Origin of the sequence: Streptomyces sp. NPDC060031 (genome assembly GCF_042736805.1) — a bacterium.
Taxonomy (GTDB): Bacteria; Actinomycetota; Actinomycetes; order Streptomycetales; family Streptomycetaceae; genus Streptomyces.
Map to the genome: position 1 here is coordinate 122,539 of NZ_JBHWVM010000001.1, position 16,487 is coordinate 139,025.

9 protein-coding genes are annotated in these 16,487 nt (G+C 73.3%); 5 read left to right on the top strand and 4 right to left on the bottom strand.

Annotated elements, in window-relative coordinates; genetic code table 11:
• The first annotated feature begins 76 nt into the window (after window positions 1-76).
• Together ACFWB8_RS00575 and ACFWB8_RS00580 are read left to right on the top strand one after the other, a co-directional pair.
• Window positions 77-3,028 (top strand): DEAD/DEAH box helicase, encoded by a 2,952-nt coding sequence (locus tag ACFWB8_RS00575; RefSeq protein WP_385220485.1) that lies wholly within the window; start codon window positions 77-79, stop codon window positions 3,026-3,028.
• 4 nt (window positions 3,029-3,032) lie between these two features.
• The gene (locus ACFWB8_RS00580; RefSeq protein ID WP_385220311.1) at window positions 3,033-4,370 is read left to right on the top strand and encodes an SWF or SNF family helicase; all 1,338 of its coding nucleotides are present in this window, start codon (window positions 3,033-3,035) and stop codon (window positions 4,368-4,370) included.
• A 144-nt stretch (window positions 4,371-4,514) separates the two neighbouring features.
• On the opposite strand, the gene ACFWB8_RS00585 is transcribed toward ACFWB8_RS00580, so the two are convergent.
• Window positions 4,515-5,216 carry a hypothetical protein gene (locus ACFWB8_RS00585; RefSeq protein WP_385220314.1) on the bottom strand — a complete coding sequence of 234 codons (702 nt, stop codon included), beginning with the start codon at window positions 5,214-5,216 and terminating at the stop codon, window positions 4,515-4,517.
• A 294-nt stretch (window positions 5,217-5,510) separates the two neighbouring features.
• On the opposite strand from ACFWB8_RS00585, the gene ACFWB8_RS00590 reads away from it, so the two are divergent.
• The 3 genes from ACFWB8_RS00590 to ACFWB8_RS00600 are packed head-to-tail and all read left to right on the top strand — an operon-like array spanning window position 5,511 to window position 9,898.
• Window positions 5,511-6,995, top strand: a complete 1,485-nt coding sequence (locus ACFWB8_RS00590; protein WP_385220317.1) for a DUF4331 domain-containing protein — start codon at window positions 5,511-5,513, stop codon at window positions 6,993-6,995.
• Window positions 6,992-8,254, top strand: coding sequence for a tetratricopeptide repeat protein (locus ACFWB8_RS00595; RefSeq protein ID WP_385220320.1), 1,263 nt, complete (start codon window positions 6,992-6,994; stop codon window positions 8,252-8,254). Before ACFWB8_RS00590 ends, ACFWB8_RS00595 begins: the two co-directional genes overlap by 4 nt.
• A gap of 3 nt (window positions 8,255-8,257) precedes the next feature.
• A complete protein-coding gene (locus ACFWB8_RS00600) occupies window positions 8,258-9,898 on the top strand; it encodes a nickel transporter (RefSeq protein WP_385220322.1) in 1,641 nt (546 codons plus the stop codon).
• Window positions 9,899-10,463: 565 nt separating this feature from the next.
• On the opposite strand, the gene ACFWB8_RS00605 is transcribed toward ACFWB8_RS00600, so the two are convergent.
• Genes ACFWB8_RS00605 through ACFWB8_RS00615 form a run of 3 tightly spaced genes read right to left on the bottom strand, consistent with a single transcriptional unit; the run spans window position 10,464 to window position 16,394 of the window.
• Complete coding sequence (locus ACFWB8_RS00605; protein ID WP_385220325.1) at window positions 10,464-13,301, bottom strand: NHLP bacteriocin export ABC transporter permease/ATPase subunit; 2,838 nt, start codon at window positions 13,299-13,301, stop codon at window positions 10,464-10,466.
• A 1-nt stretch (window position 13,302) separates the two neighbouring features.
• Complete coding sequence (locus tag ACFWB8_RS00610) at window positions 13,303-15,591, bottom strand: NHLP family bacteriocin export ABC transporter peptidase/permease/ATPase subunit (RefSeq protein ID WP_385220328.1); 2,289 nt, start codon at window positions 15,589-15,591, stop codon at window positions 13,303-13,305.
• Window positions 15,588-16,394, bottom strand: coding sequence for an HlyD family efflux transporter periplasmic adaptor subunit (locus tag ACFWB8_RS00615; RefSeq protein WP_385220330.1), 807 nt, complete (start codon window positions 16,392-16,394; stop codon window positions 15,588-15,590). Before ACFWB8_RS00615 ends, ACFWB8_RS00610 begins: the two co-directional genes overlap by 4 nt.
• Between the last annotated feature and the right edge of the window lie 93 nt (window positions 16,395-16,487).

A 16,487-nucleotide genomic window follows, 5' to 3' on the forward strand; every position in this document is an offset into this window, starting at 1 on the left:
CGTGCTCCCCGAGATCTCCAGCCTCGTCCACTTCCACGCCGTCTTCCTGCCCGCGGACCCCGCACGTGGCGGCCGCATGGCCTTCTGGCGGCCGGACGGAGCCGATGCCGGCCCGTCGGCCGCGGTGGGCGGCGGCAGTCTTCCGGCCGCGGTCGGCGGCAGCGGTTCCACCGAGGAACTCACCGTGGTCACCGCCGGTCTGCGGCGCACCTCCGTACACGCCCTCGTCCTGCCCGTCGCGGCCGCGCTGCCGCTGCTCACCCGCGCCCGCGCGGCCGCCGCCTCGGCGCCGGAGTCCGCGAACGCCCCCGCGAACGTCGCCACGCCCGCGACCGTCTCCGCGAACGCCCCCACGCTTGTCTCCGCGACCGTTTTCTGGGGTGCCGCCGCGCTGCTCGCGCTGCGCCTCGCCGCGCGCGGGCTGCTGCTGCCCGGGCTGAGCCCCGCCGGGTACGACGCCTGGCGGTTCGGGCCCCTCGAAGCCGCCGATCTGGAGGAGGTCCGAGAGCTCGCGGCCGCCATGCCGCCCGCCGCGCACTGTGTCCCGCTCGACGCGCCGGGCCCGCCGCGGCTGCCGACGCCGGAGCCGCTGCTGCGCGCCTTCCTCGACGCCGTCGCCGACACCCTGCCCCGCTCCCCCGCGGCGCCAACCGCCGCCGGCGGGGCCGCCTACGCCGCCGTGGCGCCCCGGCACCGCCCCGATCTGCGCGGCTGGGCGGCCGAGGTCGCCGCCGGGCACGACGCGGGGGTCCGCATCTCGCTGCGGATCGAGCTGGACGAGGCCGCCTTGGCCGCCGAGGCCGCCTCTGAGGACGCGCCCGCCCCCGGCCCGGCCTTCCGCGCGGTCCTCCAGATGCACAGCCTGGCCGACGCCGCCCTGGTGGCCGACGCCGCCGACGTCTGGGCCGGCTCCGGCGCCGCCGCGGCCGCCTTTCCACCGCGGGCCCGGATGGACGCCCTGCGCGCCCTGCGCCGCGCCGCCCGCCTGTGGCCCCCGCTGACTCCGCTGCTCGGCGCCGCCGTCCCCGACGCCGTCGACCTCGCCGACGAGGAGGTCACCGAGCTGCTCGGCGCCGCCGCCCGGGCACTGGCCGCCGACGGGGTGCAGGTGCACTGGCCGCGCGGGCTCGCCCGTACGCTCACCACGCGGGCGGTCGTCGGCGAACCCGCCAGTTCGCCCCCCGCGTCACCCACCGCGTCACGCACCGCGTCACCTGCCTCCGATCTCCCCCGCCTGCTCTTGCCCGGGGCCCTGCACTCCTTCACCTGGCGCTACGCCCTCGGCGGCCAGGGCGACCTGACCGCCGCCGAACTCGACCGGCTCGCCGAGGCCAACCGTCCCCTGGTCCGGCTGCGCGACCAGTGGGTCCTGATCGACCCGGCCGAGGCCCGGCGGGCCCGCGCCCACCAGGAGCGCAAGGTGTCGGCCGCCGACGCCCTGGCCGCCGTACTGACCGGCTCGGCGGAGCTCGACGGCGCACGTGTCGACGTACAGGCGGCCGGTCAACTGGAGCGGTTGCGCGCCCTGCTCACCACCGATCCGCAAGCTCCCGGCGCACCGGTGCCCGAGGCGCCCGCAGCCCTGCGCGCCACCCTCCGCGACTACCAGCTCCGCGGTCTCGGCTGGCTCGCGCGGATGACCGGACTCGGCCTCGGCGCCTGCCTCGCCGACGACATGGGCCTCGGCAAGACCGTCACCCTGATCGCCCTCCACCTGCACCGCGCCCAGGACCCAGGCACCGCCGGCCCGACCCTCGTCGTGTGCCCGGCGTCGCTGCTGGGGAACTGGCAGCGGGAGATCGAGAAGTTCGCGCCCGGCACGCCCGTCCGACGCTTCCACGGCGCGAGCCGCACCCTCGACGGCCTCGCCGACGGCTTCGTGCTCACCACGTACGGCACGATGCGCCTGGACGCGCCCCGCCTGGCCGCGGCCCCCTGGGGCATGGTCGTCGCGGACGAGGCCCAGCACGTCAAGAACCCCCGCTCCTCCACCGCCAAGGCCCTGCGCACCCTCCCCGCCCCCGCCCGCGTGGCCCTCACCGGCACCCCGGTGGAGAACAACCTCTCCGAGCTGTGGGCCGTCCTCGACTGGACCACGCCCGGCCTGCTGGGCCGGCTCGGCACCTTCCGCACGCGCTACGCCGAGCCCGTCGAGAGCGGCCGCGACCCCCAGGCGGCGGCCCGGCTGGCGGCGCTCGTACGGCCGTTCCTGCTGCGGCGCAAGAAGTCCGACCCGGGGATCGCCCCCGAGCTGCCGCCGAAGACCGAGACCGACCACACCGTGACGCTCAGCCGCGAACAGGCGGGCCTGTACGAGGCGGTCGTACGCGAGACCCTCGCCGCGATCTCGGAGGCGGACGGGATGGAAAGGCGCGGGCTGGTGGTCAAACTGCTCACCTCGCTGAAGCAGATCTGCAACCATCCGGCGCACTTTTTGAAAGAACACAGCTTGAAAGAACACCGCTCGACAGAGCACAGCAGTGCGACCGCCGCCCGCTCGGGCAAGCTCGCGCTGCTCGACGAACTGCTCGACACGATCCTGGCCGAGGGCGGTTCGGTGCTGGTCTTCACGCAGTACGTGACGATGGCCCGGATCCTGGAGAAACACCTCACCGCGCGCGGGATCGCCTCCCAACTCCTGCACGGCGGCACCCCGGTGCCCCGCCGCGAGGAGCTCGTCGACCGCTTCCAGGCCGGCGAGGTCCCGGTCTTCCTGCTCTCCCTCAAAGCCGCCGGCACCGGCCTCAACCTCACCCGTGCCGCACACATCGTCCACTACGACCGCTGGTGGAACCCCGCCGTCGAGGAACAGGCCACCGACCGCGCCTACCGCATCGGCCAGACCCAACCCGTACAGGTCCACCGCATCACCGCCGAAGGCACCGTCGAGGACCGCATCGCGCGGCTGCTCGAACGCAAACGGGCCCTGGCCGACGCGGTCCTGGCAGGCGGCGAGGGCGCGTTGACCGAACTGACCGATGCCGAGCTGGCCGAGCTCGTGGCACTGCGCGCGACCCCTGGGGAGTGAACCGGTGAGCACGCGGGATCCGTACGAGAAGACGTTCGCCGCCCTCCCTCCCGACCCCGGCCGCGGCTTCGCCCGCACCTGGTGGGGCCACGCCTGGCTGCGCGCCCTGGAGGACAGCGCGCTCGACGGGAAACAGGTCAGGCAGGGCCGCCAGTACGCGCGCACGGGCGCGGTCGGGGCCGTTTCGGTGCGCCCCGGCGGGCTCACGGCGGTGGTCCGCGACCGGGACGGCACGGCGCACCGGACCGACGTGCTGGTGCAGGAGTTCACGCAAGCGCAGTGGGATCTGCTGCTCGCTCTGGCGGCCGCGGAGTCGGGGCACATCGCGGCGCTGCTGGACCAGGAGGTGCCGCCGGAGCTGGCCGAGGACGCGGCGGCGGCCGGGGTGGAACTGCTGCCCGGCATAGGCGATCTGGACCCGCGCTGCGACTGCGGCGAGTGGGACCACTGCCCGCACACGGCGGCACTCTGCTACCAGGTGGCCCGGCTGCTGGACCAGGATCCGTTCGTGCTGCTGCTCCTGCGCGGCCGCGGTGAGCGGGATCTGCTGGACGAGCTGGAGGAACGCAGCACCGCGGAAGCGGCACCTCCGGACAGCCCGGCCGGGGCGGGAGGTGCGGGCGCCGGAACCGGCGACGCGGGGATCCCGGCCGCCGAGGCGTACGCGGCCGCCGACCGGGGAGCCCTGCCGCCGCTGCCCCCGCTGCCGAGGCTCCCCCAGGCACCGGGCCAGCCGCCGACCCTGGACACGGAGGCCGAGGCGGCGCCGGCGGACCTGGACGTCGACGCGGTGGAGTTCCTCGCGCGTGCGGCGGCGTCGCAGGCCCACCGGCTGCTGGCGCAGGCGCTCGCTCCGGCCCATGCGGAGCGAGCGCAGCCGCCCCCGCTCACCCCTGGCGAAGACGCCGTACGACTCACGGCCGAGGGCGGTGGTTCCCGGGTCCGCTCCCGCTTGTCGGCGGCTACCGACAGGAACCGGGCCGCCATGGACCTGGCCGTTCTCGCCTGGGGCTTCGGCGCGGCACCGGCCCTGGCCGCGCTGGAGGACGATTGGACGCCGGACCGGGCGACGCTGGCCCGCGCCCGGGCGGCCCTCGCCGCGGCCTGGGCGGACGCACCGGACGCACCGGGCGCACCGGACGTACCGGCTGGGGCCGCGCCGGAGCTGCGCCGGGTCCGCGCCCGCTGGACCGAGCCGGGCACCGACCGGCAGTTGCGGCTGGGCCGGGAGGGACGCTGGTGGCCGTACCGCCGCGAGGCCGGCCGGTGGATCCCGGCAGGCCCGTCGTCCGCCGACCCGGCGGCAGCACTGGCCGCGCTGGACCCCGCCGAGGAGACCTGACCCGGCCCACCGGGGCTTCGGCGCGGATCGGCCGCGGCCGTCAGGTCCGCGGGCCCGGGTCCGCCCCGCCGGGCAGCTCGGCGGGGCGGAGGTTTCGTGCCCGGAGCGGCCGGGAACCGTGGCGCGTGCCGGGCGTGGCCCGAGTTACGGGAGGGTGGGGACCGTCGGCGGCTTCGCCGCCTTCGGGACGTAGTCGAAGTTGGGCGTGAGCGTGCCGAAGAGGCTGCCGACGCGCGGGGCCGTGGCTCCGGTGACCGACGCGAAGAGGCTCGCGGCGTCCTGGGTGACGTAGAACGGCGCCTTTTTGATGCGGAAGCCCGTGGTGCTCGGGCGGGCGCCGAACATGACCTCGGTGTAGGTGGACTCGGCGACCGTGACTTCCTCGGAGAGCGCCTCGCCGTCGACCGAGACACCCGCGGAGTAGGCGGGCGTCGGCATGACGCGGATGAACGTCGACTTCAGGGTGATCGTCTTGCCGGATCGGGGGTGGTGGAGCTTGAGGCCGCCGGGGTAGAAGATGCGGCCCTTGGAGTCGAGGCGGTCACCGGCGGTTGAACCGATCGGCATGCTGAAGCCACGGCCGTCGGCGTCCATCACGAACGGGCTGACGGCCTCCAGAGTGATGCCCTCGCGCTCCATCCACGCCAGGGTCTCGTCGCCCACGGCCACCTGGGCATCGCCCCAGGGGGAGATGTAGAGGCCCGGCAGCGGCGCGGCGGCAGCTGCCGTCCGGATGGTGTCGGCCGGCTGCCGGGCGGCCGCTCCGGCCGAGGTCAGGCCGAACGGTACGGCGAGCGCGGCCACGGCGGCGAGGACGGTGAGACGGCGGAGTGCGTGCATACGCATACGGCGTTTCCAGTCTGTGAGGGGTGGGGAAGACGTCGGAGCTCTTCCCCGGACAGGTCCAACAGTGGGAACGGGCAGCCGAGTTCAGCGCCGGGAAAACGACGCGAACGAAGATCGACTTCACGGCGAGTATGTCCATCGATGCATGGCTTTGCGACCGCGAGGGCCGCCTGTTACTCCATCCGGGGGGAAAGACCCACGCGACGAGTGGCGTGTGACACGTAAGGGTCGCGCCAAGATCACATGCGCTGTTGGCTGGAGCGACTCCCCCCACCCACAGCCCTGGAGACACGCGTGCCGGGAACCCCCGAGTCCGGAACCAACCCACTGTCCCGTCGGCGGCTCGCCGCCCTCGCCGTCACCACTGCCGCGCTCACCGCCGCCGCCCTGTCCGGGCAGTTCACGGGCACCAGCGAGGCGGGCGGGCACATCGACGCCCCGTCGACCGTGCTCGACTCCCCGGCGGACCTGACCGACGTGTACGCCTTCACCAGCCCGGACAACGCGGACATGGTCACGCTCATCGCGAACGTCCGCCCCTTCCAAGTGCCCGGTACCGCGGCCAACGCGCTGGTGGACTTCCCGTTCGCGACCGGTGCGCGCTACGAGATCCACACGGACGCCGATGGTGACGGGGCGCCCGACACCACCTACCGCTGGACCTTCCGGGACGAGGACCGCAGGCCCTTCGGGACAGGGCCGAAGGTCGGGCCCCTGCCGGTGAGCTCGCTCGACCATCCGTCGCTCCGGGTACGCCAGAAGTACACCCTGGAAAAGGTCAGGGCGGGCGGTGTCAGCCAGACGCTGCTGAAGGACGCGATCGCCTCCCCCACCCACACCGGGCGGGTCCTGATGCCCGACTACGGCGCCTTGCGGACGCAGGCGATCCGCCAGCTCCCCGGGGGCGGCCAGACCGTGGCCACGCAGGCGGCGGAGTCGTTCAAGGCCGACACCCAGGTCTTCGGCCTGTACACGCTCGGCACCCGCGGCCCGGTGCCGGGGTGGCTGCCCGATGCCCAGCCCCTGTCGGCGCTGAACGTGAACAGTCTGGTCCTGCAAGTGCCCAAGAACGAGGTCGCCCTGAACGGCGACCCGAAGCGCAACCCGGTCGTCGGCGTGTGGGCGTCCGTCTCCCGGCAGGGCGCGAACCTGGACCGCGGTCTGGCGGAGCAGGCCCCCGCTTTCCGGCAGGTCTCCCGGCAGGGCACCCCGCACGTCGCGTTCGCCCTGTTCGGCTCCACCATCGGGCTGGCCACGCCCGGCGGGCCCGAGGACCGGCTCCAGGCCCGCGTACCGAAGGACGACCACCTGGAGGGCGACTTCCTGGCCGCGACCCTCGACCCCGTACCGCCGCACCGGATCGAGAGGGCACAGGGCCGCAAAGCACCGGCGACCCCGCGCCACGACATCCAAGCCCTGTTCCTGAAGGGCATCGGCAAGGACAACGGAGCCCCGTTCGGCTTCGACCTCAACACCCACACGATGAACGCCGACGCCGACCCGGAGCGCATCGTGCTCTCCGAGCAACTGCGCCTGAACCTCGGCACCCCCGTCACCACCCGCCCGAAAGCACACGGTGTCCTCGACGGGGATCTCCAGGGCTTCCCGAACGGCCGGCGGCTCAACGACAACATCGACGGGCCGCTGATCCGGATGCTGGAGGGCGAGCCCGCGGGGCCGTCCGCGGCGGGACTGCTCCCCCAGCCGGTCGTCGCTCTGGAGCCCGCCGACGCTCAGACCGTCTTCCCTTACCTCAATCTCCCCCATGCGGGCCCGTGAGGCGTCTGATCACCGCCGTGGGCGCGGCGGTGGCCGTGGCCGGGTGCGTGGCGGGACTTCTGCATCTCGGTCCTGACACCTCCCGGCCGCAGGCCGCCGCCGCGCCCGCGGGCGCCCGCAGCGCGGGCATCAGCCCCGCCGGTGCCGCCCGCAAGAGGGCAGAGGCGTACCCCGACGACCCGGCCGCCTGGGCCGGCCTGGCGCGCGCCGAGATCGAGCAGGCCCGCACCACCCTCGACGCGGGCCGGCTCGGCGCCGCCGACAAGGCGCTGCGCCGCTCCCTCGCCCTCGACGGCACGGACAACTACGCGGCCGTGACGGGTCAGGGGCTGCTCGCCAACGCCCGGCACGAGTTCGCCCAGGGGCGCGAGTACGGGCTGCGCGCCACCCGGATGGCACCCGACCGGCCGGACGGGTACGCCGTGCTGGCCGACGCCGAGATCCAGCTCGGGAACTATCCGCAGGCGCGGGCGGCCGTCCAGCGGATGCTCGACATCGCGCCGGCCACGGCCGCCTACAGCAGAGCCGCGTACGACCTGGAAACCGGCGGGAGGCCCGAGGACGCCGCCATCGCGCTCCAGCGAGCCGTGGACAGCGCGGTCACACAGGACGAACGGGCCTTCACGGAGGCCCGCCTGGGCGACCTGGCTTGGTCCCGGGGCGAGGTGGACCGGGCGGAGCGGCACTACGGGCGCGCCTTGGCCGCCGTACCGGACCATCCGTACGGGCAGGCCGGAATCGCCCGGGTGTCCGCCGCACGCGGGCACACCGGCAGGGCACTTGAGCTGTACGCGCGGCTCGTCGAACGGACGCCGATGCCACAGTTCCTGCTGGAGGCACTGGAGCTTCGGCGGGCGACCGGGGACACCCGCCAGGGGAGCGAGCGGGCCGCATTGTCGGCGCAGGTACGGATGGTCCGCGCGGACGGCGGACCCGTCGACCCGCATCTCATCCTCTACGCAGCCGATCACGGCGATCCGAAGGTCGCGGTGGAGCTCGCGCGCAGAGAGTGGGAGCACGCCCGGAGCGTCATCGTCGCCGATGCGTTCGGGTGGGCACTGCACCGCGCGGGCCAGAACACCGAGGCTCTCGCCTACGCCCGCCGGGCAGCCGCGACCGGCTGGAAGAGCGCGCTGTTCCGCTACCACCGGGGCTCGATCGAGAGGGCACTCGCGATGCCCGAGGGATCCCGTCATCTGAGCGAGGCCGTCGCCTTGAACCCGCGCCTCTCCCTGTACCGCCTTGACGGAGACGGATAGTCGATGAAACTTCCTTGCCGTGCGGCGGTCGTCGCGGCGCCCCTGCTGGTGCTGTTCGGCCTGACCGCCGCACCGACGGCCCAAGCCCACCCGCTGGGCAACTTCAGCGTCAACCACTACGACGGACTGCGCTTGTCGCACGACCGGATCGAGGACACCGCCGTCGTCGACAGTGCGGAGATTCCCACCGCGCAGGACGAGGAAGCGACGGACGCCGACGGCGACGGGACGATCTCTGCGGCGGAAGCGGCGGACCGGGCAGCCGAGCGGTGCGCCCGACTCGCCGGCCGCACGCGGATTTCGGTGGGCGGCGAGCGCATCGCCTGGCAGGTGGGCCGCTCCACCCTGACGTACGGGAAAGGGGCGGCGGGAGTGCCCGTCGCCCGGCTGGCCTGCTCCCTGCGGGCTGCTGCCGATCTCTCCCGGCCCGCCGACGTCACCTTCGCCTCGGGGGCGGACGTGGCACGTACCGGCTGGAAGGAGATCACCGCTGTCGCGGGCGACCGCGTACGGCTGACCGAGTCGTCGGTTCCCTCGAAGAGCCCGAGCGATGTGCTGCGCCGCTACCCGCGGGACGGGGACGAACAGCCGCTCGATGTTGCCGAGGCGGAGCTGCGTACGCAGCCGGGGGTGGACGGGGCCGCTCCCGGCGCCCCGGGGCCGGTGAAACCAGACGGGGTGCCGGCAGTTCAGGCCATGGACCGCGGCACCGTGCTCTTTCCGGCCCTGGAGCAACGGCTCACCGGCCTGACCGCGGGCCGGGACCTCACCCTGCCCGTGGGCCTCCTCGCCGTCCTGCTGACCCTGCTCCTGGGAGCGTGCCACGCGGCGCTGCCCGGGCACGCCAAACTCGCCGTCGCCGCCTGCCTGGCCCGCCGGGAAGGCGGCGTCCGCGCCGCTCTCGCGGTCGGGACGACGGTCACGGCCACCCACACCGCCGGGGTTCTGGCCATGGGCCTGATTCTCACCGCGGGCGGCGGATTCGTCGGGGAGCAACTGCTGGCATGGCTGGGGGCGATCAGCGGTGCGGTGATCGCGGCGCTGGGGATGGTGCTGGCCGTGACGGCGGTACGGGCCCTACGGACGGGACGGCCCCCGTCACACTGGCACCACGGGCACAGCCATGGGGACGCACCCAGCGAGACACCGGAACACACGCACGTCGCGCATGGCCACCGTCATGACCACGCCCACGGTCATGTACACCGGCACGCGACCGGCCCCTCGCACGACCGCGGCTCCCACGGCGACCCCGGCCACCTCGGCCACCCCGCGCACGAGGCCGGCTCCCGTGAGGGCAGGAGGCCGCGCCGCACCGGCCTCCCCGCGCTCCTCGGCGCAGGGCTCGCGGCTGGTCTGGTGCCCAGCCCGTCGGCCCTCGTCGTCCTGCTGGGCGCCATCGCCCTGAGCCGGACGTTCTTCGGCGTCCTGCTCGTCCTCGGCTACGGCCTCGGCATGGCCCTCACTCTGACCGCCGCCGGCCTGCTGCTCTCCAGCGGCGGAAGCAGATTCGCCGCGCTTGGCGAACGCCGCCTGCCCTCCCTGCGCCGTTACACCCGCTACGCGACGGTCCTCACCGCTCTCGCCGTCCTCGGCGTGGGCGTCAGCCTCGCGTTGCGCAGCCTTCTCGCCCTGTCAACTTGACCCGGCCCTGAAGGACCGGGCTTGGAGGTAGAGCCCGACTGGCTGCCGGGCTGTCTCCTCCGTCCAGACCACCTACGAGGTGGTTGGGACGCCTGACTCACGCCCCGCGTCCACACGGCTTCGCTTCGCCCTTGCGGTCGATGTCTCCGCACCGCGCCCGACCCGGCCACGGGCGAGCAGCAGCTCATCGGCGCCCTGCCGCTGTTCGCCGACGGCAAGCCACATGGGCCGCTCGCGGTACACCCCGGCCACGTCCACGCTGTACCGCGACGGCGTCAAGGTCGGCGAGAACGACGACCCGCTGAGCGGCGGGCAGCCCTTCAATGTCGATGCCACCGATGCCGAGTACCGGCTGACGACCTCGCCTCGCGCGCACCGGGGGCAAGTCGGTCCAGATCCCGGTGACCGTGCAAGGCTCGGCGGCCGGGAAGAATCTCACGTCGCTCACCGTGTCCGTGAGCTACGACGACGGGAAGACCTGGCAGACGACGTGCTGGAAGGCGTTCGAGGACGCTTTCCAGCACGTTCGTCTTCGTTCCTCAGTCCCGGACGTGTTCACGGCCCGTCAACGCAGTTGGCGGCGGACCAGGTCGTGGAAGAGGCCGGCCGGGTCGGCGAGCAGTTCGGCGGGTGAGCCCTGCTGGACGATCCGGCCGTCCGACATGACGAGCACACGGTCGGCGTCCATGATCGTGGAGAGGCGGTGGGCGATCACTATGCGGGTGGCGCGCAGGGTGCGGGTGGACTCGATGACCACGCGCTGGGCTTCGTTGTCCAGCGCGCTGGTGGCCTCGTCGAAGAACAGGATGCGCGGCTTGCGGATCAGCGCCTGGGCGATCACCAGCCGTTGGCGCTGGCCGCCCGAGACGGTGCCGCCACCGTCGGACAGCATGGTGTGCATCCCCATCGGCATGGCCTTGATGTCCTGCGCCAGGCCCGCCATCCCGGCGGCCTCCCACGCCTCCTCGAGCGAGAACGCCCCGGCGCCCCGGATGCAGTCGAAGATCGAGCCGCTGAAGGGCTGGGCGTTCTGCAGGACGACGCCGCACTGTCGGCGCACGGCCGCCTGGTCGAGCGCGGCCAGGTCCTGGCCGTCGTAGAGCACGCTGCCGTCAGCGGGTGTGTCGAAGCCGATGAGCAGCCGCAGCAGTGTCGACTTGCCGCAGCCGCTGGCCCCGACGACCGCGACGAACTCGCCCCGCCCGATGCGGAAGCTGACGTCGTCGAGCACGAGCGGGCCGTCGGCGGCATAGCGGTAGGACAGGTTCTTGGCCTCGATGGCGCCGGTCAGCTCACCCGGTCGGGTACTGGAGCGGCCCACCTCGGGAGTCTCCCGCAGGACCGGCTTGATCTGTTCGAACATCGGCAGCACCGCGACGGCCGAGATGAGCGCACCGGTCAGCTGCGTGACCGACGACAGCAGCATCGTCAGCGCGGTGCTGAAGGTGAGGAACTCACTGGCGGACATGGCGCCGCGGGCCGGTCCGGCCAGCAGCATGAACATCACCAGCGTGCACAGCGGCAGGTAGACGGCGCCCAGGACCGTGATGACGTTCTGTATCCGGCCGATGCGCTGCTGCAGGTCGCGGGTACGGGCGAACTCCCGCGCCCAGGCGGCGTACGCGAAGCTCTCGGCCGCGGCGACGCGGAGCTTGGGCAGGCCGCGCAGGGTCTGGAAGGCCTGGTTGTTGAGCCGGTGGCCGAGCTTGATCAGCCGGCGCTGGTAGCGCAGCTGCCACAGCCCGAGGCCCAGGAAGAGCGCCGCGATGACGACCAGCATGGCGAGCGCCGCCAGCGCGAGCGGCACGCTGTAGAGGAGCAGCAGTACGAGGTTCATCGTGCCGACCGCGCCCGCTTGTACGCAGACCGGGCCGATGCCGGACAGCACGCGACGCATCGCGCTGATGCCCATCGCCGCGCCGGCCAGTTCGCCGGTGGAGCGGCCTGCGAAGAACTTGGTCGGCAGCCGCAGCAGCCTGTCCCACACCGCCGGCTGCAGGGTGGCTTCGATACGGCCCTCCATGCGCAGGAGGGAGGTGTTCTGCAGCAGCATGAAGGCGGCCGAGACGATGCCGGTCGCGACCAGTGCCAGCCCGCTCTGGACGATGAGGCCGTTCTCGGCCTGCGGGACGTAGCGGCCGAGGACCTGGCCGGTGGCGATCGGCACCAGTGCGCCCAGGACCACGGCGACCAGCCCGCCCAGGATGACGCTGCGCAGCTCCGGGAGGGTGCCGCGCACGCTGAAGCGGAGCAGCGCCGGCAGGCCCACCGGTCCTTCGGGCAGGGGTCGGTACAGCATGACGGCGCGCGGTTCGAAGGCGCTCTCGTTGGTCTTGCCGATGCGCTCGCGCGTGCCGGTGGCGGGGTCGACCGCCTCGTAGCCGCCGCGCCGCCACAGCAGGGCGACCGGCGCGGCGTCCTTCTCCCGCCGGCCCACCAGCGGGCCGCTGTTCTCCCGCCACCAGCGCCCGCCGAGCCTGACCACGCGGGTACGGATCCGAGAGGCGAGCGCGATGCGTTCGACGGGATCCGTCTGCTCGGACGTGGCGTCGGCCGCGCCCGGTTCGGACAGGGTGATGCGGCTCGCGTCGGCGACCAGGCGGCACACGGCGAAGGTCACGTCGGCGCGCCCGTTCCGGTGGGAATCCCGGCCCGAGCGGGAGATGGACGCCAGCAGCGTCCGGTCCGCCTGGGTACGGGCTGCCTGGCCCGCCTCGATCCCGGCCGCCGTGCGGTCCTCGTGCGCGCGCTCGAGTTGTTCGATCCAGCCGTCCAGGGCGTACAGCAGCCGGTACTGCTGGTCGACCATGCCCTGCCACATCGCCGCGTCGACGAGGAGCGTGCCCACCGCCTCCGTCTCGTACACGGCGCCGTACTGCACGCTGCCCGGGGTGATCTGCATCCACAGGATGTCGTCGTCGGCTCCGCCGTGCACGGTGGGGGCGCTGCCGTCCAGCGGTGCCTGGTAGAGCACGCGCAGGCCGCGGCCGACGCCGCGTGCGAAAGCGTCCTCGAGGGGGCTCGGTTGTGCCCCGGCGGCGGCGTACTGCCCCTCGGGGCGGTACAGCTCCCGCAGTTCGATGCGGCGCAGTCGGCACCCCTGCAGGGGCCGGCCGACCAGGGTGTGGTCCGGGCCCTCGGCCGGGCCCAGCAGCAGCGTGCCCGGCTCCAGCCGCCCCAGGAAGTGCCAGTGCCCGGCCTGCGCGGCGTCGACGGCGAACAGGTCCAACTCACCCTGCACGACGAGCCACAGGACGAGCGGGCCCTCCAGCGACAGGCTGCGCAGGCCCGTGCAGTCGACCGCCGAGCCCAGTGCGCCCAAGGCCGCGACCACGGGGTCCGGGACCCCGCCCGACTGGCCGACGGTGGCGGTGGCGGTGGGGGCGTGGTGCGCGTGCGTCACCTCAGTACTCCTTGACCAATGCGGCGTACGGGCCCTGCGCGGCGACCAGGTGCTCGTGCCGCCCGCGTTCCACGACGGTGCCCCGGTCGAGCACCACGATCTCGTCGCTGTCGCGCACGGTGCTCAGCCGGTGGGCGATGACCACACAGGCACAGCCGCGGCGGCGCAGGTTGTCGATGATGACCTGCTCGGTCACCGCGTCCAGGGCGCTGGTCACTTCGTCGAGCACCATGACGCTGGGGCGGCGCACCAGCGCCCGTGCGATCTCCAGGCGCTGGCGCTGGCCGCCGGAGAAGTTGCGGCCGTCCTGCTCGACGCGGCTGCGGATGCCGCCGGGGCGGCGGGCGACCACGTCGTGCACGGCGGCGTCCTCGAGGGCGGCGACGACGGCCTCGTCCGGGATGGAGGGGTCCCACAGCGTGACGTTGTCGCGGACGGTGCCTTCGAAGAGGAAGACGTCCTGGTCGACGAAGGAGACGGAAGCGGCCAGCGCGCCGCGCGGGATGTCCTCCAGCCGCATCCCGTCGATGCGGATGGCTCCCTGCCAGGGGGTGTAGAGGCCGGAGATCAGCCGGGAGACGGTGGACTTGCCGCTTCCGGACCCGCCGACGAGCGCGATCTGCTGCCCGGGTCCGACCGAGAGCGAGAAGTCCTCGAGCAGCGGGGCGTCCAGCGGGCTGTAGCCGAAGGTGACGTGGTCCAGTTCCACGTGGCCCTTGAGGCGTCGGGTGCCGGCGGCGGGCTCGCGCCGCATGTAGACCGGGTCGACGGGAAAGTTCTCGACGTCCTTGAGGCGGGCGACGTCGGCCGCGAAGTCCTGGATCCTTCCGGCGACGCCGCCCAGCCGGGAGATCGGCGCGGTGAAGCTGGTCACCAGGGCCTGGAACGCGACGAGCAGACCCACGGTGAGGTGCCCCTCCACCGCCCGCAGGCCGCCGATCATCAGGATCAGCGCGCTGTTGAACGCCGCCAGCGTGGGCGCGACGATCGCCAGCCACGCGCTGGGCACGCCGAGCCGCTGCTGCACGTCCAGGGTGACCGCGTGCTGTCCGGACCAGCGGCGGAAGAAGCCGTTTTCGCCGCCGGTGGCCTTCATCGTCTCGATGAGCTGGAGGCCGCTGTAGGACGTGTTGGTCAGCCGGGCGCTCTCGGCGCGCAGCTTCTGGGTACCGGTGGCCCTCAGCCGGATCACGATCCGCATGGCCGCCACGTTGAGCAGCGCGATCAGAACGCCGACGAGGGTGAGCTGTGGATCGTACGTCCACAGCAGCACCGCGTAGAGCACGACCACCACGGCGTCCACGCCCGCGGCGGCCAGGTCCCGGGCGAGGGTCTCGGCGACCGCGTCGTTGGACTGCAGGCGCTGGACCAGGTCGGCCGGGTTGCGCTGGGAGTAGAAGGTGACCGGAAGTCTGAGGAGGTGCCGGAAGAAGCGGGCGCTGCCCAGGGTGGAGGAGATGATGCGCCCGCGCAGCAGATTGGCCTGCTGCAGGGCGGTGAGGGTCGCGGTGAGCAGGAGGGCGACGGCCATCGAGGCGAACAGGACACCCAGCAGGGACGTCTGCTCCCCGATGAGGAACATGTCGATGTACGTGCGGCTCAGGGCCGGCACCGACGCTCCGACGGCCACCAGGAGGAGGCTGGAGATCGCGGCTGCGGCCATGGTGCCCGAAGTGCCCCGCAGGCGGGCCGGCATGGCGCCCAGGACGCCCGGCTTGCGGCCGCCGCGGCGAAAGCCGTCGCCGGGCTCGAAGGTGAGCACGACACCGGTGAAGCTGGTGTCGAACTCGTCCATGGGGACGAACCGGCGGCCCTTGCCGGGGTCGTTGACGTACACGCCCCTGCGGCCGAGGCGCCGGCTCATGCCGTCGTAGACGACGTAGTGGTTGAACTCCCAGAAGAGGACGGCCGGGGCGCTCACCTCCGCGAGCGCGGCCAGGTCCATCTGCATGCCCTTGGCCTTCAGCCCGTAACCACGGGCGGCCTTCAGGAGGTTGCTGGCGCGGGAGCCGTCGCGGGAGACGCCGCAGGCGATGCGCAGTTCTTCGAGGGGGACGAAGCGGCCGTGGTGGCCGAGCACCATGGCCAGGGCGGCGGCGCCGCACTCCACCGCCTCCATCTGCAGCACGGTGGGGGTGCGGACGGGGCGGGGCGTCCTGCCCCTGGGAGCGGGCGCGGGCCTGCGGCGGGCGCCGCCCTTGGGCTCGGGGCGGTGGCGCCGGCGGCCGGCGGGCGGGAGCTGCGGCGCGGTCTGCGGCGCCCCGGTCTGCGCGGTGTTCGGCGCGGTCATGGCAGCAGCCAGTCGACGGGGCGGCGCGCGGCGAGGTGGACGGCGCCGGTGAGCGGGGTCCTCGAGTCGACGGCGTACGGGGGCCCGTCCGCGGAGGACCACCGGTAGCCGGACTTGGTGGAGGAGGAGCGTTCGAGCTGGACGAGCACGGCGACCGGGCTGCCGTGGCGGGAGAACTGTTCGGCGAGTCCGCTGTCGCCGAGGAAACCGCTGATCTGCGCCCCCGTCTGGGGCGCACGGCCCACCGCCTTGACGCGGCCGCGCAGCATGCCGAACTGCTGCTGCGGGACGGACTGGACGCTCAGGTCGACCGGGGCGCCCACCGGGATGGCCGAGCCGCTGTCGGCCGGCACGTACAGCACGGCCACCAGCGGGTCCCCCGGATTCTTCACACGTTCCACGGTCGCCACGTCCGCGCCGGTGGCGACGACCGAACCCACCTTGGCCACCAGGGTCGTCAACCGCCCGCCGGTCACCACGCGCACGGGGCGGTCCCCCTGCTCCGTGCGGACGTTGAGCAGGGGCGCTCCGGCGGCCAGTAGTTGGCCCTCCTCGGCGAGGACTCCGGTCACCTGTCCCGCGACCGGGGTCTGCAGTACGTAACTGCCCTCGGCCTGGGTGAGGACGCCGGGGGCGCTCAGCTTGGAGGACACGGTGCCGGTGAAGGCCCAGAAGCTCGCGGCGGCCATGACGATGACCGTGACGGCCAGGACGAGCCGCCCCTGCGGGCGCGCGAAGCGGACGGGCAAGTCGAGTTCTTCGGGCGATTGCAGCTTGGAAAGAGCCTTTTGGCGAAACTGCACGGACTATTCCTTCAACTGCATTCGTATCGGCCGGGCTTGTGGGCAGCCAGGAACCCCGGAGCCGTGGGGGAAACTCCGGGGTTCATGGGCATA

Coding starts and splice junctions, on each gene's coding strand:
- ACFWB8_RS00600 (WP_385220322.1), top strand. CDS start 8,258: ATGAAACTTCCTTGCCGTGCGGCGGTCGTCGCGGCGCCCCTGCTGGTG.
- ACFWB8_RS00610 (WP_385220328.1), bottom strand. CDS start 15,591: ATGACCGCGCCGAACACCGCGCAGACCGGGGCGCCGCAGACCGCGCCG.
- ACFWB8_RS00585 (WP_385220314.1), bottom strand. CDS start 5,216: ATGCGTATGCACGCACTCCGCCGTCTCACCGTCCTCGCCGCCGTGGCC.
- ACFWB8_RS00575 (WP_385220485.1), top strand. CDS start 77: ATGGCCTTCTGGCGGCCGGACGGAGCCGATGCCGGCCCGTCGGCCGCG.